This window comes from Brevibacillus sp. NPDC058079 (assembly GCF_042885155.1).
In the GTDB taxonomy this organism is placed as follows: Bacteria; Bacillota; Bacilli; order Brevibacillales; family Brevibacillaceae; genus Brevibacillus.
On record NZ_JBHVSO010000002.1, the window covers coordinates 89933 to 113990 of the forward strand.

The following is a 24058-nucleotide window of genomic DNA, read 5'->3' on the forward strand; positions in this document are numbered from 1 at the left end:
TTACACCTCGGCTGGAAAGACTTTTTCTGGTTTGGCGAAAAGTCCTTTGTCTCCACGGCATACGCGATGGATGCCAAGTAATTCTTCCCCCGCAAACAAGCAAATCAAACTTCCTTCCTCCGCAGTGACGCCCGGAAGCGCAGTCGCAAGTCCATTACGTACTGCTTTGATCCGTTCTGGCTTGACCTGAAACGATGGTAAGAATGAGATTGCCTGAGGGATGGAGACCAAGTAGCGGGAAATATCTTCCCCGTTTGCTGCCTGTTCCTCAATTTGCTGGAGAGGGATTGCCTCTTGCTCCTGGAACGGGCCGCTTTTTATTCGCCGCAACAGCTTCATATGGGCAGGATAACCCAGAGCGCGTCCGAGGTCAACACATAAGGTGCGCATGTATGTGCCTTTTGAGCACGTGCACGTGAATGCAACATCGACAGTGTCCCCATCCACGCTAATCTTATGAAGCGTCAACTCATACAGCGTCACTTTCCGTGCCTGTCGCTCGATCACCGTGCCTTCACGAGCCAGGTCATACAGCCGCTTGCCGTTTACCTTTACCGCTGAGAACATCGGAGGTACCTGCTCCATTTCACCCAAAAAGGATTCGAACAGCGCTTGAATACGCTCCGTCGTAATCGATGCTGCATCTACTCCAGCTTGCTCCACCACTTCTCCGGAAGCATCTTCCGTCGTGGTAGTTGAGCCGAGGCGCATGACTACATCATAGCGCTTAGGCAGCTCTTGCAAATATTCAACTAGCCTCGTTGCGTGTCCCACACAAATGGGGAGTACACCCGTCACATCTGGATCCAGTGTACCCGTATGCCCCACTTTTTTCGTTCCATACAATCGACGAATACGTGCTACACAATCATGGGAGGTCATACCAGCTGGCTTGTCGATAACCAGCACGCCGTTCACGTTACTCATCGAATTTCACTCCTACTGCATCGTCCAGCACAGTCCATACTTTTTGCTGTACTTCTGAAAGTGCTCCTTTGATGGTGCATCCTGCTGCTTTTGCGTGTCCACCACCACCGAGTTGCTTCGCAATGACAGCTACGTCAACTCGATCGCGAGCGCGCATGCTCACCTTGACCACTCCCGGTTCCGCTTCCACAAAAGAAACGCCGACCTCGACTCCCTCAATGTTGCGGCAGTAATTCACCAATCCACCAGCATCTTCCCGCTCGGCACCCACTTCGGCAAAATCTGCGACTGAAACAGTGATGGAAGCAACCAAATTTTGATGGGACAGTTGCAAGGTTTGGAGCGCGCGACGCAAAACTTTCACATGGGCAAAAGTGATTTCCTCCAGGCAGCGCTCTGCTACGTCTCCTGGCTTCACACCGTATCCGAGTAATCGAGCAGCGATCTCCATGACGCGCGGCGATGTATTTGAATAGCGGAAACCGCCTGTATCCGTCAGAAGACCGGTATAGATGCACAGCGCAAGCTCTTCATTGAAAGAAACTCCTGCTGCTTCTGCAACATCAAACAAAATCTCTGCTGTTGCGGCTGCATCCGGACGAACCAGATTTACCGTTCCAAAATGATCGTTGGTCGGATGGTGATCGATATTCAGCAAAGCAGCGCCAGACGCAAATAAAGACCGTACATCGCCCATCCGCGACTCATCCGCGCAGTCTACAGCGATTACGGCCCCGAACGTCTCGTCCAGTGATTGTTTGCGCAGGTTATAAAGACGGTCAAACCGCGGCAAGAAGTTGAACTTGATCGGTGTTTCCCCTTCGTTTACAACCACATACTCTTTTCCCAACTGCTCTAGCATGAGCACGACTCCCAAAGCAGATCCTGTAGCATCTCCGTCAGGACTTACATGAGAGAGGACCAGGAAGCGGTCGTGCTCCTGCATAAACCGCGCCGCTTCCTGTACTGCCATTTGATTAGGATTCATCCTGTTTCTCTCCCTCTGTGGAGATTTCCCGCAGGATTGATTCAATTTTGCTGCCGTAGTCAATGGACTCGTCCAGCTTGAATACAAAATCAGGAATGTGACGCAGCTTTACGCGTTTCCCGATCTCCGTACGCAAATAACCTTTTGCTTTTGTCAAACCTGCAAGAGAAGCTTTACGCTCTTCCTCACTGCCAAAAATGCTGACAAAAACCTTCGCCAATTGCAGGTCACTGCTTACCTCTACATCTGTTACCGTTACGAAACCGACACGAGGATCTTTGAGTCCACGCTGCAATACGAGGCTCAGCTCTTTTTTGATTTCTTCGCCTACGCGGCTAATCCGTGTTTTATTCATCGATTTTTCACCTCCGCTGACTGTTCATTAATCGTAGTATTCCGTATCCACACGAATCAACTCTACATCTGGATGGTTCTCTACAAATCGAACGACAGTCTGCATTTCTTGTTGTAAAAAAGATATCTCATTAGCAACGGCAGCGATACCCAACACGGTACGCTGCCATTGCTCGAGATAAGCCACCTCTGCCGCGGAGACGTTAAATCGGCTCCGCAGCTTGCCGATCAGACTTTTGACGATGGCTCGTTTTTCTTTCAGGTTTTGGCTAGCGGGCAGAAACAGTTCAATCTGCACACCTGCTATCATTATTGTTTCACTTCAACCATGACGAATGCTTCGATTACGTCGCCGATTTTGAGGTCATTGAAGCGTTCCAAAGTCAGACCGCACTCATAGCCTGCTGCAACGTCTTTCGCATCATCTTTGAAGCGCTTGAGGGTATCGAGCTTACCTTCATAAATCACAATGCCTTCACGGATCAAACGCGCACCAGCATCGCGGCTCAATTTACCTTCAGTCACATAGCAACCTGCAATGTTTCCGACTTTGGATACTTTGAACACTTCACGAATCTCAGCTTGGCCGATAATATTTTCTTTGAAGACTGGATCAAGCATCCCTTTGAGAGCAGACTCGATCTCTTCGATTACAGTATAGATGACACGGTGCAGGCGAATGTCGATCTTCTCTTGTTCAGCCATGCTGCGTGCATTTGGCTCAGGACGTACGTTGAAACCAATAATGATGGCATTTGAAGCATTTGCCAGCGTAACGTCGGATTCCGTAATCGCCCCAGCACCTGTATGAATAATTTTCACACGTGTACCGTTGACATCAATTTTCTCCAAAGAACCACGCAGAGCTTCTACAGAACCTTGTACGTCACCTTTTACGATCAGGTTCAGCTCTTTGATGTCGCCTTCTTGGATGTGCTGGAACAAGTCATCCAAAGAAACGCGGGAGCTCTCACGACGCTCGGATTCACGCTGCTTGGATGCACGTGCTTCCCCGATTGCGCGCGCCTTTTTCTCGTCTTCAAAGACACGGAATTGGTCACCTGCTTGTGGTACATCATTCAGACCAGTGATTTCTACTGGCGTAGATGGACCAGCTTCCTTCAGACGGCGTCCTTTGTCGTTCACCATTGCACGTACACGTCCGAAAGCGGAACCTACTACAATTGGGTCACCAACGCGTAGGGTACCTTGTTGAACCAGAATGGTTGCAACTGGACCGCGTCCCTTGTCAAGCTCAGCTTCTACAACAGTACCGCGAGCACGCTTATCTGGGTTTGCTTTCAGTTCTTGTACCTCGGATACAAGCAAGATGTACTCAAGCAGTTCTTCGATACCTGTACGCTGCTTAGCAGATAATGGGGAGAAGATAGTTTCGCCGCCCCACTCTTCGGCAACCAGCTCATACTCGGTCAATTCTTGCTTAATACGGTCCATATTTGCTTCTGGTTTGTCAATCTTGTTGACCGCAACGATGATTGGCACATTTGCTGCCTTCGCATGGCTAATCGCTTCAATCGTTTGCGGCATGACACCATCATCTGCAGCAACAACCAGAATAGTAATGTCTGTAATTTGCGCACCGCGAGCACGCATGGTTGTGAAGGCCGCGTGACCAGGTGTATCGAGGAAAGTAATTTTCTTTCCTTTGATCTCTACTTGGTACGCACCAATGTGCTGCGTAATTCCGCCTGCTTCGCCTGCTACAACGTTTGTAGAGCGAATCGCATCCAGCAAAGTCGTTTTCCCGTGGTCAACGTGACCCATGATGGTGACAACTGCCGGGCGCTCCAAGAGGCTTTCTGGTGCATCTACTTCTTCCAATGTTTCGAAGTTGGTTTCATCGATGATGATTTTTTCTTCGACTTCAATGCCATAATCTGCGCAAATAAGTTCGATGGCTTCACGATCGAGGTACTGGTTAATCGTTGCCATGATTCCCAAATTAAACAGCTTTTTGATGACTTCTGCTGGTTCTTTGCGTAGTTTTACAGCCAATTCGTTAACGGTCAAAGACTCGGTAAAGGTAATTTTTGTTGGTGGGTCAAATACTGGACGTGGAGCTTTTTGTCCACCACGATTGTTATTGCCACGGCGATTATTTTGGTTATAGCGGTTATTACCACCGCCACGGAAAGGCTGACTCTTCTTGTTATCTTCAAAAGTCTTTTGGGTCTGTGGACCCTTTTTGATTTTCTCACGTTTTTCTGTACCAACATTGGATGGGAGATTTACTTTATCTTCAAATTCTTCCCCTGTACGTCCCTCTGTTTGATTAGCAACAGGTTGTTGTGCAGAACGCTGTTGGTTTTGTGGTCGTTGCTGATTGTTCTGTGGTCTTTGTTGTCCTTGACCCTGTGGTCTTTGTTGTCCTTGACCCTGTGGTCTTTGTTGTCCTTGGCCTTGTGGTCTTTGTTGTCCTTGACCTTGTGGTCGTTGCTGATTACCTTGTGGCTTGCGGTCATTCGGCTTTGCGGGTTGACTTCTCATATTGTTTGGTTTTCTCTCCTGATTCTTCCCCTGATTTTTTCCATGCTGAGGACTTTGCTGATCGGAATTAGCACTCGCACTGTTGTTAGCTGGACGATTGATGTTTGATGTGCTTCCTCCACGATCGCTGTTTGGTCTGTCATTACTAACCAGTTGAGCTTGCCCCGCTTGTTGTTGGGGTTTGTTCTGTTGTCCTCTGGAGTCGTTGGGGCGTCGTTGATCTTCCGTTTGTTTGGGTCTTGCATCACTTGACGTATTACGTTGCTCCGGTTTGGCACCAGAACGCAATTTGGCCATGTGATCCTCGATCCTTTTGATCGTCCCTTCTTCCATGATACTCATATGATTTGCTACTTCTATATTCAATCGTTTTAGCAAATTGAGGATTTCCTTACTGCTCATGTTGTGCTGTTTGGCATACTCATACACACGTGTCTTCAAATATACTTCACCCTTTCTAAGTTAGGTGAGCAGACGCTGAATGCTTTCGGCCAATTTCCCATCGGTTACCGCCACGGTAACGCGCCCATCTTTTCCGATTGCGTGTCCCAATGAATGTCGGTCGCCAGTGGTTACACATGAGACACCGTAATAGGAACATTTATCCTTTACTTTCTTGGCGGTATTGTCTGATGCATCTGATGCGAGCAAAACCAGGCGGGCCTGCCCATTACGAATAGCGGTAATGACCAGTTCCTCCCCGGTAACGATCTTTCTCGCACGCATCGCCAATCCGAGTAGTTGTGCTGCTTTTGGGATCATTTTCCCATCATCTCCAACCATTTCTCACGGAAAGCATCATACTTTTCTTGGGAGATGGACATATTGAGGGCACGTTCCAGCACTTTTTTCCATTTTCCCGATGCGAACGCATCCGGCTTCAGACAGCTTTCCTGCCGACACACATAGGTACCGCGTCCCGCCGCCCTTCCAGTAAGATCAATGACGATCTCTTCTTCTGGCGTCCGGACGACGCGGATTAATTCCTTTTTAGGAAACATTCCTTGGCAAACAATGCACTTACGCAACGGGATCTTTTTTTGCTTCATGATTATTCGTTGTCCGTCCCTTCATCGCTCTCTACTTCTCTTGGATAAGCGATGCCTTCTTGGTCGGCTTGGGACTCGCTCTTGATATCGATCTTCCAGCCAGTCAGCTTGGCTGCCAGGCGTGCGTTTTGACCGCGCTTACCAATTGCCAGAGACAATTGATAATCAGGAACGATCACACGTGTAACCTTCTCCGCTACGTTAACCTCAACATGCAGCACCTTTGCAGGGCTGAGAGCGTTAGCTACGTACTCGGCAGGATCTTCAGACCAACGAACAATGTCGATCTTTTCGCCTTTCAGCTCCGTAACGATCGTTTGGACGCGCATGCCCTTTGGACCGACACAAGCCCCTACTGGATCAACATCTGCGTTGATGGAATGCACAGCGATCTTCGAGCGATCACCCGCTTCACGCGCAACAGATTTGATTTCAACCACACCGTCATATATTTCTGGCACTTCTAATTCGAAGAGACGCTTCAAAAGCCCCGGGTGAGTACGGGAAACGACGATTTGCGGTCCTTTAGTGGTTTTCTCTACTTTGATGATGTATGCCTTCACACGATCTTGTGATTTAAAATCTTCGGATGGCATTTTTTCGGTGATCGGCATAACGGCTTCCGCCTTACCCAGATCAATGTAATAATTGCGAGCGTCCATACGTTGAACGACACCAGTTACGATATCGTCTTCACGCTCAATAAACTCGCTGTAGATCAAACCGCGCTCCGCTTCACGAATGCGCTGTGTAACCACTTGCTTCGCTGTCTGAGCGGCAATACGACCGAAATCACGAGGCGTTACCTCGATTTCGACGATGTCCTCCAGACGGAAGTTAGGATCGATTTCTTGTGCTGCTTCTTGAGAGATCTCAAGACGCACGTCCAAAACCTCTTCGACTACGCTCTTCCGCGCAAACACACGCACCATACCTGAATGACGATTTACATCCACCCGCACATTTTGGGCCGAGTTGAAGTTACGTTTGTATCCAGAGATAAGAGCCGCTTCGATGGCCTCGATCAGTACGTCTTTGGTGATGCCTTTCTCTCTCTCAATGGCTTCTAAAGCCTCGATAAAATCGCCGTTCATGACTTTCGTTGCCTCCTCCTTTACTTACCACGGGCTAACACAGGCCGCGACAACTAAAAAATAATTGCCATTCTAGCCGTGTCAATTTGCTCTTGGGAAATTACATACGTTTTCTTTGCTTCTTTAACTGTCAGCTTGCCATCCTCATAGGATACCAGTTCGCCTTCGAACGTGGTTGCACCTTCTATTGGCTCTTTTGTTGTGATATGCACATTTCTGCCGACAGCTTTCGTGAAATCCTTATCCTTGCGTAATGGGCGCTCAGCACCCGGCGAAGATACTTCTAAAAAGTATGCCGTAGGGATGGGATCTACTTCGTCTAGTTTTTCGCTCAGCTTCTCGCTGACAAGGCGGCAGTCATCGATGTCGATGTTGCCAGTTTCATTGTCGATAAACACGCGCAGAAACCAGTTGCTGCCTTCCTTTTTGTACTCGATGTCAACTAGCTCCAGGCCCACTCCTTCAACAATGGGCGTGACGAGTTCAGTGACGATGCCTGTTACCTTGCTCAAGCAAGTACCTCCTTCTCATTTGAACCATGAGGTGTAGCCAGAAAGAAAGAGTGGGTTTCCCCACTCTCGATCAGCCATGCGTATAAAACCAGTATTTCCAAAAAAATTATAGCATAACAGCCCTCCGCTGACAACCTTTGGATGACTGTGAGCCTTGACTGCACGCCTTAGAACAAGGATAGCTGGTTGGATTCTGGCAATCCTTTCAAAGCACCTTGCTCGTCCAAGAACTCCAAAATGGTCTTGGAGATGCGGGATCGGGATAGGAGGTCCTCCTTGGACAAAAACTCTCCATGCTCTCTCGCAGCTACGATGCTGATCGCCGCGTTCGTCCCTAAGCCAGGCAGGGCGTTAAATGGAGCGATCAGCGAATCTCCCTCGATCAAGAAGCGCGTGGCGTCTGATTTGTACAAATCAACGTTGGCAAAGCGGAAGCCCCGCTCTATCATTTCCAACGCCATCTCCAAAACAGTCAGCAATGCCTTTTCTTTTGGCTGTGCATCGTGTCCCTTGCCCTCGATCTCTTCAATCTTTTGCTTGATCGCCGCTGAGCCTTTGACCATCAGCGGAATGTCAAAGTCGTCTGCGCGAACAGTGAAATATGTTGCGTAAAACTCCAATGGCCGATGTACCTTGAAGTATGCGATCCGCACAGCCATCATGACGTAAGCAGTCGCGTGCGCCTTCGGGAACATGTACTTAATCCGCTGGCACGACTGAATATACCATTCTGGCACATTGTTATTGCGCATTTCTTCCTGATCGTCCTCAGGAACCCCTTTACCCTTACGCACGGACTCCATGATCTTAAAGGCGCGTGAAGGCTCTAGCCCTTTATAGATCAAATACACCATGATATCGTCACGACAACCGATTACGTCTGGTAGCTTGCAGGTACCGTTGCGGATCAAGTCTTGTGCGTTGTTCAACCAAACGTCCGTACCATGAGAGAGTCCAGAAATCTGAACAAGCTCGGCAAACGTTGTCGGTTTGGTGTCTTCTAGCATCTGACGTACGAATTTGGTTCCGAACTCAGGAATGCCGAGTGTCCCCATGTTCGTACCGATTTGCTCCGGGGTAACCCCCAAGGCTTCCGTCGTACTGAAGATGGACATCGTCTTTTTATCATCCAGTGGAATCGTCTTCGGGTCCATTCCCGTCAAGTCTTGCAGCATACGAATGACGGTCGGATCATCGTGTCCCAGAATATCGAGTTTTAACAAGTTGTCATGAATGGAGTGGAAATCGAAATGGGTTGTGCGCCATTCTGACTCATTATCATCAGCCGGGAACTGAATCGGACAAAAGTCTTCAATCTCCATGTAGTCAGGTACTACGATAATACCGCCCGGATGCTGTCCTGTCGTCCTTTTTACACCTGTACAGCCGTTGACGATCCTGGATATCTCCGCATTGCGCAACGTCATGCCTCGTTCATCGGCATACTTGCGCACGTAGCCATACGCTGTTTTTTCCGCAACGGTACCAATCGTTCCTGCACGATATACGTAATCCGCTCCGAACAGCTCCTGTGTGTACTTGTGTGCACGCGGTTGATAATCACCAGAGAAGTTCAAGTCAATATCCGGTACCTTGTCTCCTTTAAAACCGAGGAACGTTTCGAACGGGATGTCCTGGCCGTCCTTGGCATACATGGTTCCACATTGCGCACATTCTTTATCCTCCAAGTCAAACCCAGAGGCGATTGAACCATCTGTAATAAACTCGCTGTGCTTGCAATTTGGGCAGCGATAGTGAGGTGGCAATGGGTTTACCTCTGTAATCTCAGACATCGTCGCAACAAAAGACGAGCCTACAGACCCACGTGAACCTACGAGGTAACCATCATTCAACGATTTCGTTACCAAACGCTGCGAAATCAAATAAATCACACCGAAGCCGTGCTTGATGATACTGTTCAATTCTTTTTCCAAGCGATGCTCGACCAGTTCGGGCAATGGGTCACCATACAACGACCTTGCTTTGTCATAGCACATTTGACGAAGCTCTTCGTCCGCCCCTTCAATGATCGGCGTGTACAGCTTGTCTGGAATCGGACTAATATCCTCAATCATATCCGCAATGGCATTCGTATTTGTTACGACAATTTCTTTTGCGATCTCTTCCCCCAAAAAGGAGAACGCCTCTAGCATCTCTTCCGTTGTATGAAAGTAAAGCGGCGGCTGATTCCCTGCGGTTGGATCCCCTTTTGACAATAGGAAAACATCGCGGAAGATTTCATCTTGGGGATTCAGGAAGTGCACATCCCCTGTAGCAACGACCAGCTTGCCGAGCTCTTTTCCCATTTCGACGATCTTTTCATGGTAGCCTTTCATCGTCTCCAGCGAAGGAATTTCTTCATTACGCAACAGTGGTGAGTAATGAGCGACCGGCTGTAATTCCAAATAGTCGTAAAAAGCAGCAACTTCCTTCAACTCTTCAGGTGACTTACCGCGAAGAATCGATTGCATGAGTTCCCCGTCTTTACACGCCGTACCAATTAGCAAGCCTTCGCGGTATTTGGACAGCTGGCTTCGCTGAATTCGGGGCCAACGGAAGAATGTTTCCACATGAGAACGAGTTACGAGCTTGTACAGGTTTTTGAGGCCTTCTTTATTTTGCACGAGAATCGTCGCATGGAATGGACGTCCACTCTTGTAATCCGCCTCTTCGTTGCTTTTTTCATTCAGTTCAGCAAGCGATTTGATTTCCGCTTCTTTTATGTCCTTCAACATTTGCTGGAACACGTGAGCAAGAGCCACAGTATCGTCTAACGCACGGTGAGCATTGATGAGCTCGACGTTGAACTTTTTCGCTAATGATCCCAAACGATAATTACGCATTCCTTTGTACATCAAACGAGCCAAAGGCAGCGTATCTAAAAATGAATTGCTCCATGGTTCCATGCCAATCCGTTTGGCGCAGGCGTTAATAAACGCTTTGTCAAACTCAGCATTATGCGCAACCAGGATGGCGTCACCAGTAAAATCCTTAAACTTGCGGAGTACCACATCAAGTGTCTCTTGCCCGCGGAGCATTTCGTTGGTAATCCCCGTAATCTCGGTTGTCTTTGGCCCAATTTCCAATTGCGGGTCGATCAGCTCCGTCCATTGGTCGACAATTTCTGAGCCTTTCATTTTGACAGCAGCGATCTCGATGATTGTATGCTCTGACGCGTTTAAACCCGTCGTCTCCGTATCAAACACGACGTATTCGGTATTTTCATCAATGGCAAGATTATTGTCTGCGTGCAGGTTATAAACGATATCGATACCATCCTCGACTACGTATGCTTCCATACCGAGAATGCATTTGATGTTGTTCTTTTTGGCGATGGAATACGCCTCTGGAAAAGCCTGCACGACACCATGGTCAGTGACAGCAATTGCTTTATGACCCCACTTTGCTGCCGTCGAGACCAGTGATTTTACCGATGCAACGGCATCCAGCGCACTCATCGGCGTATGGCAATGGAGCTCAACGCGCTTTTCTTCCGCGTGATCTTTGCGAATGACCTGCTCAATCTGGTTCAAATCATTGGCATTCATCACGAGATCGCGTACAAATGTGTCATGCTGTACACTTCCCCGTACTTTCACCCACATACCGTCTTTCAGCAATTCAAGCATTTTCACGTCTTCTTTATCGCGAGAGAACATCTTCACTGTAAGAGAATCCGTATAGTCTGATACGTTGAACGTGAGCAAATGACGTCCACTGCGAAGCTCTTTGACTTCTACGTTAAATACGGTTCCTTGGATGACAATACGGCGTTCCTCATCTTGAATCTCGCAAATCGGGATCGGCGCATCTTTAATTTCATAGCCCATCATGAGCGTAGTGACAGCATCAGCTTTATCAGACGATTTGTTTTCCTGTTGAACAGCCGTCATCACAACTTCGACGAGAGCACGCTCTTCCTCTTTACGTTGCTCCTCAAAGGCCTTATACGCGTCATCGCTTTCTTCCCCATGAAAAGTAAAGCGCATCGAGCAATCCGTAGCTTTCTGGAAAGCAGCCAAAAGCTCATTATCCGCTCGTTTACGCTTGGCAACCTCAACGGACATCTCCGTTGGCAAGTATACCTTGACTTCTTGTTGGTCGACTTGCTTACGCGCTTGACGCATCGTAACTGCCAAGGAGTTCAGAGCCGGCTCCAGTCCCGCCAGCAAGACGTCCCAATACTCTTCGACTACATGATCGAGAGACGGCTTTTGCAGATAGCGAAATCGGGTATCTACTTTAGCGAGATGTGAAAATGTATGCGTCAATCGCTTGGTAAAAGCTGCATAAACATCCGCTGGTATCATTCTCGGGAGGGCAAAGTGAAAAACCCATTCTTTGTTCTGCTTATATAGCTCTAGCTTTTCAATCTGAGCATCAAGAAAAAATCGCTCCACCCATTCGTCAGGAACTTCCATTTGCTTGACCAATAGGGAGAAGCGATGTTTTTGCTCTTGTAAACGGTCCACGGTTTTCCCACCTTCCCTATAAGTGAGCGTTCAAACAAGAAAAAGAGGCACTCCCCATTGATCTAGGGGAGTACCCCGTAAAAATTCGACAAAATCCTTCTTATTCCTGCATGCAACTAGTTACCGAACAAGGCAGCTCCAGTTTGGTCAACACGAGATAAGAGACCTTTTACTTCATCGACCAATTGATCCAGCTTCACATCATGTGTTTCACCGTTTTTGCGGATACGCACTTCCACTGTTCCTTCTTGTGCAGCTTTATCGGAAACCGTAATACGCAGAGGCAGTCCAATCAAATCAGCGTCTTTAAACTTCACACCAGCACGCTCAGGACGATCGTCAAACAAAACTTCTACGCCTGCCTTGCGCAATGCTTCTGTAATTTGTTCGCTAACTTGACGTTGCTCTTCTACTTTAACATTGACCGGAATCACATGCACATGGAAAGGTGCAACAGATACTGGCCAAATGATACCATTTTCATCATTATTCTGCTCGATCACTGCCGCAATTGTACGAGATACACCGATTCCGTAGCAGCCCATGATCATTGGTTGACTGCGACCGTTCTCATCCAGGTAAGTAGCACCCATCGCTGTGGAGTATTTCGTACCCAGTTTGAATACGTGACCGACTTCTACACCACGTGCAAACTTGATAACACCACCTGTACGAGGGCACTCGTCACCTTCTGTAATGTTGCGCAAGTCAGCGTACTGGGAAACCGTGAAATCACGCCCAGCAACTACGTGAGTCAGATGATAGTCCGTTTCATTGGCACCAACGACACCATCATATACATCTTGAACAAAATTGTCCGCAATGATTTCCACTTTTTCAGGATCAATGCCAACGGGGCCAACAAATCCTGCAGGCGCTCCTGTTACCGAAACAATATCCGCTTCAGAAGCCAGTCCTACGATCGTAGCATCATACAAGTTTTTCAGCTTCACTTCATTGATCTCATGATCACCGCGCACCAGCACCATAACCAGCTTGTCGTCTACACGATAAATGAGGCTCTTGATGATTTGCTTTGCATCGATTTGCAGTGCTTGTACCAATTGGTCGATCGTTTTGGTACCAGGCGTATGCAATTTTTCTCGAGATGGCGCTTCTGTTGCTGGCTTTGCAGATGGCTTGTACACGACTTCTGCCTTTTCCAAGTTGGCTGCATAATCGCCTTCTTCAGAATAAGCAATCGTGTCTTCCCCAATGTCGCACAACGCCATGAATTCGTAAGTGCCTTTTCCGCCGATTGCACCTGCATCCGCTTCTACTGCACGGAAGTTCAAGCCTACACGGGTAAAGATGTTTGTGTACGCATCATACATAGCCTGGAAGTTGCGATCCAGACCTTCCTGTGACGAATCGAAAGAGTAAGCATCCTTCATAATAAACTCGCGGCAACGAATCAAACCGAAGCGTGGACGCACTTCATCACGGAACTTGGTTTGAATTTGATAAAGGTTGATCGGGAGTTTTTTGTAAGAGTTAATCTCATCACGCACGAGACTTGTAATGACTTCTTCATGGGTTGGACCCAAGGCAAAAGGACGATCATGACGGTCACGCAGGCGAACGAGCTCGGGACCGTACACATCCCAGCGGCCCGTTTGATGCCACAGCTCAGCTGGTTGCATCGCTGGCATCAACAGCTCTTGTCCCCCAGCATTGTTCATTTCTTCACGCACAATCGCTTGGATTTTGTGCAGGGAACGGAGCGCCAGGGGCAGGTACGTATAAATACCGGAAGCCAGTTGGCGGGCCATACCTGCGCGGAGCAGCAGCTTGTGGCTGGCAATCTCCGCGTCGGATGGCACTTCCCGCAGGGTAGGGATCAACATTTGACTTTGCTTCAACACGTGCGTGTCCTCCTTATGCCTTATCAGCAATCAACGTGCATTATCCTACAGTTGTAGGCTTTTGCTCGTTTACTATTTCGTTAATTTCTTTCATCAGCTCTTCAAACAACTCGGTTTCTTTTACTTTCCGAACAATTTCACCATTACGGAAAATCAAGCCCTCGCCATTTCCGCCGGCAACGCCTACATCTGCTTCACGAGCTTCACCAGGGCCATTTACCGCGCAACCCATTACCGCTACTTTTAACGGTACTTTCAGCGTGGAAATGGCATCCTCGACTTTTGTTGCCAAGCCGATCAGGTCAATTGCGCATCGACCGCAAGATGGGCATGCAATGACCACTGGATCGTTGTTCACGATATCCAAGCTGCGAAGGATTTGTTTTGCTACTTTAATTTCTTCAACAGGATCAGCCGTCAGGGATACACGAATGGTGTCACCGATTCCCATCGACAATACCGTTCCGATTCCAACTGAAGACTTAATGCTACCGGAGAACTGTGTACCTGCTTCTGTTACACCGACGTGCAGCGGATAGTTGCGTTTCTGTGCCATCAACGAATATGTTTGGATCATCGTTGGAACATCGGAAGACTTCAAGGAAATGACGATGTTGTCGTAGTTCAAGTCTTCCAGAATTTGCACGTGGTCTATCGCACTTTCTACGATCGCTTCCGGAGAAGGATACCCGTATTTTTCTAAAAGTCTTCTCTCTACTGAACCGGAGTTGACCCCAATACGGATCGGAACATTGCGCTCGCGGCACGCTTCCACTACGCGTTGCGTTTTTTCTTTCGAACCGATGTTGCCTGGGTTGATACGAATTTTATCAATCCCGCTCTCCAGCGCAATCAATGCCAGCTTGTGGTCGAAATGAATGTCGGCAACGAGCGGCAACGGGGAGCGTTCTTTAATTTTTTTGATGGCACGGGCTGCATCTTCGTTGATGACGGCCAAGCGAACAATTTGGCAACCGACATCATGCAGTCTCTGAATCTCAGCCAGAGTTTTTTCTACATCACGCGTGTCTGCTGTCGTCATCGACTGGATGACTACGCTTTTTTGGCCCCCGATTTGCACTCCACCTACAAAAACCGGTTTCGTCTCCTCGCGCTTGAACATTTTGCACCATCCTTTTAGGTATGTCTGTTTTTCTCTCTATCGTGTTAGTACGTGATTAGGAGAACAATCGTTGCAGATCATTCCACGTCACTACCAAAATCAGCAACATCAAAAAGGCAAAGCCCAAGAAATGTACCATTCCTTCTTTATGCGGGTCAATAGGTCGACCACGCAGCGCCTCTACTCCCAAGAATGCGAGACGTCCGCCATCCAAGGCTGGCAGCGGCAACAGATTGAACAATCCAAGGTTAATGCTCAATACTGCAGCCCATTTCAAAAGAATCGCCATACCTTGTTGAGCAACCTCTCCAGTCATCTTGAAAATACCGACCGGACCACTCAAGTCCTTCAGTCCGTATTCACCCGTTACGAGCATTCCCAAGCTTTTCAGGATCATCATCGTAAACTCGTAAGTGGACGTTGCACCGTATTTGAGAACTTCTCCTGGGGCAAACGTGAGTGCATTGGTCACCATGATTTTGCCTACGTTGTTTTCGTCTTTCCCTACTTTAACTGGCACAGTCATACGCTGGCCATTGCGCTCGTACTCAAATGTTAATTGTTGGTCCGGCGCTTTGCTAATCTTCTCTACAACGTCTTTCCACGAGGATACAGGCTGACCTTGAATCGCGATCACCTTATCACCTGGCAATAATCCAGCTTGAGCAGCAGGTCCTCCAGGGATCACATTCCCCAGATAGCTGCCATTCGGTACGCCGTACAAGAAGCCGATCACGATAAACAAAACAAACGCCAGCAAAAAGTTGGCTGCAGGTCCTGCAAAAATCGCCCAAAAACGTTGTGAAACTGTCTTGCCTTTGAACTGTCTGTTCAGAGGGGCAATCTGTACTTCTTGTCCATCCTTGACCAGTTGAGCCTGAGGATGAACAGCAAACGTCTTCTGCTCTCCATCTAGTTCAAGCACAATATTTAAATTTTGCTCCAGATCAAATTGTACCACCGTACCGGTGATCGCACGAGCAGAACCAGAACTTGGCCCATCGAGCAAAATATGTGTGACCTTTCCTAACGCATCCCGCTCCAAGCTTACTTCCATGTGCGGTTTCAACATATCCATCTCCGGGTCTTCCCCCGCCATGCGAACAAGACCACCGATGGGTAAAAGGCGTAAGGTGTATTCCGTTTCTCCCCGCTTCACGCGAAAAATTTTTGGCCCCATTCCCAGTGCAAATTCACGACATAAGATCCCTGCCTTCTTGGCCAGAAGGAAGTGTCCTAGTTCGTGCACAAAGACAAGTACCCCAAATACAACTACAATCGCGAGAATTGATTCAACGGAATCCAGGTTGGGCAAAGGCAAGTGAACAGCCACCTTTCTGTCAAGTATCTAACACTCATTTTCCTTAGATGGAGACGAGCGCATAAGAGCGTGCCCACTCATCAGCTGCAAAAATATCTGCAAGCTCTGGACTCGCTACACCAGGGTGAGCTTCGCAAGTTTTTCGGACGACCTTTTCGATGTCTAAAAAACTGATCGCTCCCTTCAAGAACCTATCAACTGCGACTTCATTGGCTGCATTCAGTACTGCAGTATGCGTACCTCCTGCCATGCCACACTCATACGCTAATTTTAACAGAGGATAACGCTCATAATCCATGGCTGCAAAATGAAGTGTGGCGATCTTGACCAAATCAAGTGGTTCCGTAGGTAGTTCTTTTCTGATGGGATAGCTCATGGCGTACTGAATCGGAACCTTCATATCCGGCGTACCGAGTTGGGCCATGACCGCTCTGTCTTTGTATTCTACCATAGAGTGTATGATACTTTCATAATGCAATACGCATTCGATTTGCTCATAAGGTAAATCGAATAGCCAATGAGCCTCGATCACTTCAAAACCTTTGTTCATCATGGTAGCAGAATCGATGGTAATTTTTGCACCCATGCTCCAATTCGGATGAGCCAATGCCTGCTCTACAGTCACTTGCTGTAGATCCTCGCGAGAGAGGTGACGGAAGGAACCTCCTGAAGCGGTCAAAATAACCCGCGCCACATCTTCCTTGCGTTCGCCTTGCAGACATTGGTAGACAGCTGAATGCTCGCTGTCTACTGGAATAATCGAGATACCTTTTTCTTTTGCTCGTTTCATGACGACAGGGCCAGCGCTCACCAGTGTCTCTTTGTTGGCCAGTCCAATTGTTTTTCCCGCCTCTATCGCAGCGAGTGTAGGTGCGACCCCTACACTGCCGACAACCGCGGTCATAACGAAATTGGCAGCTTCATGACGGGCAACCAGTTCCAATCCTTCCGCCCCGTAAACGATTTCTGGTTGAGACTTACCCGCCAATCTATCTCGCAGTTCAACGGCAGCCTTCTCATTTCCCACAGAAACGAGCTCGGGCTTGAATTTTTCCACCTGGCGTGTCAATAGATCCACGTTTGTTCCAGCAGCCATAGCCACCACCGAAAAATCCTCTGGATGCTGGTCTACGACTTCAAGCGTGCTCGTTCCAACTGACCCCGTTGAACCTAAGAGCGCTATTTTTTTCACGGATTTCACCCTCTATATCTCTTTCTATATGCAAAAGGTTTTAGACAATACCTAATAGATGTAGAACCGGAAAGACGAGCAAAAAGCTATCAAAGCGATCCAAAACGCCCCCGTGACCCGGAATGAGCTGTCCTGAATCTTTTACATGGAAATGTCTCTTGAAAGCCGACTCAACCAAATCACCCAATTGCCCGACGATCCCCGCAACAAGAGCGATGGTCAAAGCCTGATCAATCGCAAAATGTCCGAAGCTTGCATTGATGGAAAGAACAATCAGGACAGAAGCAACGAGACCTCCTAAGGCTCCCTCTACCGTCTTGTTTGGACTTATTTCTGGCCAAAGTTTACGCTTACCTATTGCTTTTCCGACAAAATAGGCGCCCGAATCAGTCGACCATATTCCCATAATGACCATGACCGTCAGCATGAATCCTTCAGGTAGGTTTCGGGTAGCGGCCATGTAAGTAAAACCGTAGCCTATGTATAACGCCCCCACCAACGTAAGGGCGACGTGTTCAATGTGAAACTGATTTTTCCGTAAAACGGAGTAAATCAACAAGAGCAGGATGACGGGCAGCATCAGATCCGGCATGCTGATACTGAGCCAATCCGAAAATAATAGAGACGGCCACAAAATGCTTAACATCAATACATATCCGAGCAATCCTGCCAAATAAAATGACTGAATGCCAGCCATTCTCATAAATTCAAAATAGCCAATGACAGCCAGTAAAAACACCAAAAGTGAGTACCAAACTCCACCAGCATACATCAATAATAGAAAACCAGCCCCACCAATCAGGCCTGTTATTATACGTTGCTTCAACTGATTCCACCTCTCGGCTATACCGCCCCGTAGCGACGAGCTCGGCCTTGGTATTCCACGATTGCTTGATAAAAATGTTCACGGGTAAAATCAGGCCACAGCACATCCGTAAACCATAATTCTGTATATGCCAATTGCCACAGCATAAAGTTACTCAAGCGAATCTCTCCACTTGTGCGAATCAAGAGGTCTGGATCGGGAATTTCGCTTGTATACAGGTAGCTCGATATCAATTCCTCAGTCAGTTGCTCTGGTTGAAGCTCACCTGCTTTTACTTGTGCTGCCATCACTGAAAATGCTTTTGCAAGTTCATCTCGCCCGCCATAGTTCAGAGCAAAATTCAATTGCAAACCGCTATTGTCCTTCGTTTTCTCTTCTGCTTCCAGCAACGCTTTCAACGTATGAGAAGGCAGCTCGCTTTTACTGCCCAGCATGCGTATGCGGACACCACGTTCTATTAATTCATCCAATTCTGTCGACAAAAATTCCTGCGGAAGTTTCATGAGAAAATCCACTTCATCGCGTGGACGCTTCCAGTTTTCGGTAGAGAATGCGTACATCGTCATATAACGAACGCCGATCTCGTCTGCAACCTTCACGACTTCTTTTACTGCTTTCATACCTGCACGGTGCCCGGCAACCCGGGGTAAACTGCGCTTACTGGCCCAACGACCGTTGCCATCCATAATAATTGCCACATGCTCCGGAATTTTACCGGAACGATCGAACTCGGCTGGCTCCGATTGCTTTTCTTTGCGGCCCCATTTGCGCGCCAGATGTTCTAACATAAAGTGTTCCCCCGTAATGAGAGATATAGACGTACATCCCCCTCAAAAGAGGGGGATTACCATTACCTATACTTCCAAAATGTCTTTCTCTTTGTCCTTGACGGTCTTGTCAACTTCAGCAATGAATTTATCCGTAGTCTTTTGGATAGTTTCTTGGTGACGACGAGAATCGTCTTCAGAAATGGTAGCAGCCTTTTCCAGCTTTTTAATTTCATCGTTTGCATCACGACGGATGTTACGAATCGCTACCTTTGCTTCTTCTCCACCTTTTCCAGCCAGCTTCACTAGGTCTTTACGACGCTCTTCTGTGAGTGGAGGAATCATCAGACGGATGACCACACCATCATTGGATGGGGAAATACCCAGATCCGATTGTTGCAGGGCACGATCAATTTCTTTGAGTGCCGTTTTGTCCCATGGCTGAATGATCAGCATACGTGGTTCTGGCACGCTGATGTTAGCCAATTGGCTAATCGGTGTTGGTGAACCGTAATAGTCTACAGCTACACGATCCAGCATTGCTGGGTTCGCTCGGCCTGCACGCAGGCTGGACAGATCTTTTTTCAAAGCATTGATCGCTTTATTCATGCGATCTTCCATGTCTTTTAGCACAGTTTGTGGCATAATTATTCCCCTTTCACTAGAGTACCGATTTTGTCGCCCATTACTGCCCGACGAATATTGCCTTCATCAGAAATGTTAAAGACGATCAACGGAATACTGTTATCCATGCACAAGCTAGACGCTGTTGAATCCATGACACCTAAACCTTTATTCAGCACTTCCAGGAATGTCAACTGGTCGTACTTCTTAGCGTTCGGGTCAAGGCTTGGGTCTGCAGAGTACACACCGTCTACCTTGTTTTTCGCCATCAGGATTACTTCAGCTTCAATCTCAGCTGCACGCAGAGCAGCAGTCGTATCTGTTGAAAAGTAAGGGTTACCAGTACCGGCAGCGAAGATGACCACGCGCATTTTTTCCAAATGACGAATGGCACGACGGCGTATGTATGGTTCTGCTACCTGTCTCATCTCAATCGAGGTTTGAACACGAGTCGGGACGTTCACTTTTTCTAACCCATCCTGCAAGGCGAGTGAGTTCATAATTGTGGCCAGCATCCCCATGTAATCGGCTGTTGCCCGATCCATGCCTTTCGAGCTGCCGGAAAGTCCGCGCCAGATATTACCTCCTCCGACGACTACAGCGACTTGTACACCCAATTCTACGATTTCCTTGATCTGGTTAGCGACGGAGAAAATTACCTTTGGGTCAATACCATACCCTAAGTCCCCCGCCAAAGCTTCCCCACTCAACTTTAACACAACCCGTTTATAGGCAGGAAGTGGCATGTGAAACGGCCTCCATTCATGAATCATTCTCTGTGCCCAGTCTTCATTCCTTCTAATTGGGAACAGGTACACACTGCTATTTACATGCAGAGAGTTTCACACAAAGTGAAACTCTCGCTTTGAAAATAGGGAACACGAAGGTGTTCCCTATTTCCTTTATTATTGCTTATTAACTTGAGCCATAACTTCAGCTGCGAAGTCTTCTTGTTTCTTCTCGATGCCTTCGCCTACTTGGAAGCGAGCGAATCCTTGCAAGGTAGCACCTGCTTCTTTCAGCAGAACAGCTACTTTCTTGTCAGTATCTTTTACGAATGGTTGCTCAACCAGTACGTATTCTTCGAAGAATTTGGAGAGGCGGCCTTCTACCATTTTCTCAACGATGTTAGCAGGTTTGCCTTCAGCCAGTGCTTGGTTTTTCAGAACTTCACGCTCACGTTCGATCTCATCAGCGGAAACTTCTTCACGGTTAGCAAAACGTGGGTTGGATGCAGCTGCGTGCATGCCCAGGTCTCTTGCCAGTGTTTCGTCTTGTGTGCCTTCCAGAGTTACCAATACACCGATACGGCCACCCATGTGCAGGTAAGCGCCGAATACGCCAGCGTCAGTTTTCTCAGAAAGTACAAAACGACGGAAGGAGATGTTTTCTCCAATAGTCGCGATTTTCTCGTTGATTACATGACCCAGAGTCTCGCCAGCACCTTTGAATGGTTGCTCCAGAGCTTCTTCAACTGTTGCAGGACGTTGGGATACAACGTGCTCAGCGATGTCTTTTACGAGTGTTTGGAACTCAGGGTTTTTACCTACGAAGTCAGTTTCGCAGTTTACTTCTACAACTGCTGCCACGTTTCCAGCTACCGCAGTTCCAGTCAAACCTTCAGCTGCAATACGTCCGGATTTTTTCGCTGCTTTCGCTACACCGCGCTCACGGAGCAAGTCAATTGCTTTTTCCATGTCGCCTGCTGTTTCTTCCAACGCGCGTTTGCAATCCATCATACCTGCGCCTGTACGCTCGCGCAGTTCTTTAACCGCTTGTGCACTAATTGCCATTGAGTGAAACCTCCTCGAAAAGTTACGATCCTATTATAGTCGAAAAGCAAGCCGCCTGTTAACACCTCGGCGACGCTAATCAGCAAAAAAGGATGGACGGGGGTTCTGACACCCTCAGTCCACCCTTTAACACACATGCTTACGCAGTTGTTGTTGCTTGTTGCTCTGTACCTTGGTTTCCTTCTTGCAGAGCGTCTGCCATTTTAGCAGTGAGCAATTTCACAGCGCGAATTGCGTCATCGTTACCTGGGATCACATAATCGATCTCATCTGGATCGCAGTTAGTATCTACGATTGCAACGATTGGGATACCCAATTTGCGAGCTTCTGCTACAGCGATGCGCTCTTTACGAGGATCGATAACGAACAGAGCGTCAGGCAGTTTATCCATGTGAGCGATACCGCCCAAGAATTTTTCCAGACGATCCATTTCTTTGCGCAGAACGATAACTTCTTTCTTAGGCAATACTTCGAAAGTACCATCGTTTTCCATACGCTTCAGCTCAGCCAAGCGAGAAGTGCGTTTTTTGATAGTAGTGAAGTTTGTCAGAGTACCACCCAACCAACGTTGGTTGATGAAGTAGTGACCTGTGCGTTCTGCTTCTTCTTTAACGGATTCTTGTGCTTGTTTCTTCGTACCAACGAAGAGCACTTTACCGCCGTCTTGAGCGAGTTCACGTACGAAGTTGTACGCTTCCTCTACTTTTTTAACGGTTTTTTGCAGGTCGATAATGTAGATTCCGTTACGTTCGGTGAAGATATAGCGAGCCATTTTCGGGTTCCAACGACGAGTTTGGTGACCGAAGTGTACACCAGCCTCGAGCAATTGTTTCATCGAAATTACTGCCATATTTCACACCTCCTTCAAAAATGGTTTTTGTGATGCCTACCTCCGTCTCACCGCATGTTCCAAGCAATTCTGCCATAGGCAGCACCGTTGCCGGAATTGGTGGACGTGCGATTTCAACACCGTAAATGAATATATCATATGGGAGTTTCAATTGCAACAAACGAATTCCATTTATTTCGTAAAAAAAGTTTTGACCCTTCTTGGCAGACGACAAATGGACACATTTGGTTACATTGAAAAAACCGCCTATTTTTTAGGCGGCGTTGTTATCAACTTGACGATATCTGCTTCCTTGGCAGTGGTCGACACTTCATAGGTACCGACACGAATACGATTTAGCTTGTCGCTTGCACGTAGCTGGGCCACAAATTGATTGTCGGCAGGAAGAATTCCTTCCTTGACTAGAACCTGCGCTACATCTTCTGCAGTTGCTTTGTAAGGTACAGTGAAAGATACCTTCTTGTCTGCTACTGGTGCTTCCACAGTCGGAGCTTTAGGAGCCACCGTATTGGGTGACGTTGGTGTCTGTGTATTCGGTACGGTTGGAGTAAGCTGGCCGTCCTTACTCACTGGATTCGTTGGCGGAATCACCTTTTGCTCTGATGAAGCTGCAGGTGTTGTAGGCTGTACAGCTGGCGTTTGCGGTTGCTTTGTCACAGGCGCAACTGGGGCCTTAGGCACTCCAGGAGCTGGCTGTACGTTCACCTTCTTTTCTTCCTGCCACTGTTTGTATTCTTCTCCTGTAAGTACGACCATTTCCAGCTCTTGTGCAGCTACTTTCATTTGATCGACAGTCATGGCTGGGGCTTGCGCAGTTTGCTTAGGCGCTAACAGTCCGATAATGGAGGTAGCCACTATCAGTCCTGCTCCAAATCCAAATAACAGCTCTTGTTTACGCATCGGCAAGACCTCGCTCATGCCTGTCAGCCAAGGAAAAGATCAAATCGATTTCCCCTCTGCCGGCACCGAGTCGTTTTGCGATCTCATCCCGAGACAAACCTTCTTTACTCAGCTCAAAGGCACGGCGATAACGTTCTCGCAGTGCCAGCATATCCACCTCTTGAGCTTGAGGTGCTGGTTCTATCCTATTCGTATCCTTTGGAGCTTCTTGCTTATGAGTTTCACTCTTTTTCCATTGTTCTTCCACATTGTCTAATCGCTTGCTCAAACTAGCGATATCCTCGAGAAGATCCGCTCTCATTTCCTGCCATTCTGCAGCAAGCAGATTGGTTTCTTGCTTTACCTGTTTTTGAAGACGCTGCACGCTTTTTTCGAGCTCGTCTTTGTCCGTCGTGCGTTGTGTCGGTATTGAGGAAAAGGAGTCAACAGGCTGCTTCTTTTTAATGAAAAAAGCAAGAAGCATGCTGATCATTCCTGCTCCAATCAGGATGGGATACACTACGTCCATGTTGTCCACCTTTATTTCTGGCTTGACTTCGTTTATAAAGAAATATCTATAATACGTCCACGCAATGGATCTCTCATGAGATCAGCATTCGCAGATACACCTTCGCTCGATTCGGACAATTGACTTCCAGCGGATTCTTTTTTGTCCTGATGTTCTTGCTGTCCTTGCTTTTTTTCTCGTTCGCGTATCTGGTTCTTTTGTGATTGCTCAAGATCGCTCGGGCGCTGGCGCATATGTTCATCCAGGTCTCTTCGCTGATCAATCATTGATTGTTGTTCATGCATGGTTCGTTGTTGCTGATGCTCCTGAATTCGGCTGACTTCTAGCGTGCGTGGTATTGCCACCTGCAATTCAACCGCTTTCAAACTCATATGGCCCCAACTCC

The 24058-nt window shown here is 47.8% G+C and carries 23 protein-coding genes; all 23 read right to left on the reverse strand.

Annotated elements, in window-relative coordinates:
• The 23 genes from truB to ACFVS2_RS07065 all read right to left on the reverse strand — a co-directional run bounded on the left by truB (position 1) and on the right by ACFVS2_RS07065 (position 24044).
• Positions 1-927, reverse strand: a complete 927-nt coding sequence (gene truB, locus ACFVS2_RS06955; protein ID WP_048033419.1) for a tRNA pseudouridine(55) synthase TruB — start codon at positions 925-927, stop codon at positions 1-3.
• Entirely contained in the window at positions 920-1915 is a 996-nt protein-coding gene (locus ACFVS2_RS06960) for a DHH family phosphoesterase (protein WP_390232616.1), read from the reverse strand. The genes truB and ACFVS2_RS06960 overlap by 8 nt, the downstream gene beginning before the upstream one ends.
• Positions 1905-2270, reverse strand: a complete 366-nt coding sequence (rbfA, locus tag ACFVS2_RS06965) for a 30S ribosome-binding factor RbfA (RefSeq protein WP_007719226.1) — start codon at positions 2268-2270, stop codon at positions 1905-1907. The genes ACFVS2_RS06960 and rbfA overlap by 11 nt, the downstream gene beginning before the upstream one ends.
• A gap of 27 nt (positions 2271-2297) precedes the next feature.
• On the reverse strand, positions 2298-2579 hold the full coding sequence (locus ACFVS2_RS06970) for a DUF503 domain-containing protein (RefSeq protein ID WP_007719228.1): 282 nt from the start codon (positions 2577-2579) through the stop codon (positions 2298-2300).
• Positions 2579-5218, reverse strand: coding sequence for a translation initiation factor IF-2 (gene infB / locus ACFVS2_RS06975; protein WP_173617448.1), 2640 nt, complete (start codon positions 5216-5218; stop codon positions 2579-2581). The genes ACFVS2_RS06970 and infB overlap by 1 nt, the downstream gene beginning before the upstream one ends.
• Positions 5219-5239: 21 nt before the next feature.
• Entirely contained in the window at positions 5240-5539 is a 300-nt protein-coding gene (locus tag ACFVS2_RS06980; RefSeq protein WP_007719232.1) for a YlxQ family RNA-binding protein, read from the reverse strand.
• Complete coding sequence (gene rnpM, locus ACFVS2_RS06985) at positions 5536-5826, reverse strand: RNase P modulator RnpM (RefSeq protein ID WP_048033422.1); 291 nt, start codon at positions 5824-5826, stop codon at positions 5536-5538. Before rnpM ends, ACFVS2_RS06980 begins: the two co-directional genes overlap by 4 nt.
• 2 nt (positions 5827-5828) lie before the next feature.
• Positions 5829-6920 carry a transcription termination factor NusA gene (gene nusA, locus ACFVS2_RS06990; protein ID WP_173617447.1) on the reverse strand — a complete coding sequence of 364 codons (1092 nt, stop codon included), beginning with the start codon at positions 6918-6920 and terminating at the stop codon, positions 5829-5831.
• A 53-nt stretch (positions 6921-6973) separates the two neighbouring features.
• The gene (gene rimP, locus ACFVS2_RS06995; protein ID WP_173617446.1) at positions 6974-7432 is read right to left on the reverse strand and encodes a ribosome maturation factor RimP; all 459 of its coding nucleotides are present in this window, start codon (positions 7430-7432) and stop codon (positions 6974-6976) included.
• 167 nt (positions 7433-7599) lie between these two features.
• Positions 7600-11904: a PolC-type DNA polymerase III gene (locus ACFVS2_RS07000; RefSeq protein ID WP_390232624.1), complete on the reverse strand. Its 4305-nt coding sequence runs from the start codon at positions 11902-11904 to the stop codon at positions 7600-7602.
• 116 nt (positions 11905-12020) lie between these two features.
• The gene (locus ACFVS2_RS07005; protein WP_390233460.1) at positions 12021-13766 is read right to left on the reverse strand and encodes a proline--tRNA ligase; all 1746 of its coding nucleotides are present in this window, start codon (positions 13764-13766) and stop codon (positions 12021-12023) included.
• 43 nt (positions 13767-13809) lie between these two features.
• On the reverse strand, positions 13810-14892 hold the full coding sequence (gene ispG / locus ACFVS2_RS07010) for a flavodoxin-dependent (E)-4-hydroxy-3-methylbut-2-enyl-diphosphate synthase (protein WP_007719240.1): 1083 nt from the start codon (positions 14890-14892) through the stop codon (positions 13810-13812).
• Positions 14893-14947: 55 nt separating this feature from the next.
• Entirely contained in the window at positions 14948-16213 is a 1266-nt protein-coding gene (gene rseP / locus ACFVS2_RS07015) for an RIP metalloprotease RseP (RefSeq protein WP_173617444.1), read from the reverse strand.
• A gap of 43 nt (positions 16214-16256) precedes the next feature.
• On the reverse strand, positions 16257-17405 hold the full coding sequence (locus ACFVS2_RS07020; protein WP_173617443.1) for a 1-deoxy-D-xylulose-5-phosphate reductoisomerase: 1149 nt from the start codon (positions 17403-17405) through the stop codon (positions 16257-16259).
• Positions 17406-17445: 40 nt separating this feature from the next.
• On the reverse strand, positions 17446-18231 hold the full coding sequence (locus ACFVS2_RS07025) for a phosphatidate cytidylyltransferase (RefSeq protein ID WP_007719247.1): 786 nt from the start codon (positions 18229-18231) through the stop codon (positions 17446-17448).
• A 17-nt stretch (positions 18232-18248) separates the two neighbouring features.
• Entirely contained in the window at positions 18249-19019 is a 771-nt protein-coding gene (locus ACFVS2_RS07030) for an undecaprenyl pyrophosphate synthase (protein WP_173617442.1), read from the reverse strand.
• A gap of 66 nt (positions 19020-19085) precedes the next feature.
• Positions 19086-19643: a ribosome recycling factor gene (gene frr / locus ACFVS2_RS07035; RefSeq protein ID WP_390232630.1), complete on the reverse strand. Its 558-nt coding sequence runs from the start codon at positions 19641-19643 to the stop codon at positions 19086-19088.
• A 2-nt stretch (positions 19644-19645) separates the two neighbouring features.
• The gene (gene pyrH, locus ACFVS2_RS07040) at positions 19646-20368 is read right to left on the reverse strand and encodes a UMP kinase (RefSeq protein ID WP_106840312.1); all 723 of its coding nucleotides are present in this window, start codon (positions 20366-20368) and stop codon (positions 19646-19648) included.
• A gap of 159 nt (positions 20369-20527) precedes the next feature.
• On the reverse strand, positions 20528-21415 hold the full coding sequence (gene tsf / locus ACFVS2_RS07045) for a translation elongation factor Ts (RefSeq protein WP_390232634.1): 888 nt from the start codon (positions 21413-21415) through the stop codon (positions 20528-20530).
• Positions 21416-21554: 139 nt separating this feature from the next.
• The gene (gene rpsB, locus ACFVS2_RS07050) at positions 21555-22265 is read right to left on the reverse strand and encodes a 30S ribosomal protein S2 (protein ID WP_069849249.1); all 711 of its coding nucleotides are present in this window, start codon (positions 22263-22265) and stop codon (positions 21555-21557) included.
• Between the two features lie 246 nt (positions 22266-22511).
• Complete coding sequence (locus ACFVS2_RS07055) at positions 22512-23183, reverse strand: DNA polymerase III subunit gamma/tau (RefSeq protein WP_390232636.1); 672 nt, start codon at positions 23181-23183, stop codon at positions 22512-22514.
• The gene (locus ACFVS2_RS07060) at positions 23158-23673 is read right to left on the reverse strand and encodes a DUF6115 domain-containing protein (RefSeq protein ID WP_390232638.1); all 516 of its coding nucleotides are present in this window, start codon (positions 23671-23673) and stop codon (positions 23158-23160) included. Before ACFVS2_RS07060 ends, ACFVS2_RS07055 begins: the two co-directional genes overlap by 26 nt.
• A gap of 32 nt (positions 23674-23705) precedes the next feature.
• On the reverse strand, positions 23706-24044 hold the full coding sequence (locus tag ACFVS2_RS07065; protein ID WP_390232640.1) for a hypothetical protein: 339 nt from the start codon (positions 24042-24044) through the stop codon (positions 23706-23708).
• Between the last annotated feature and the right edge of the window lie 14 nt (positions 24045-24058).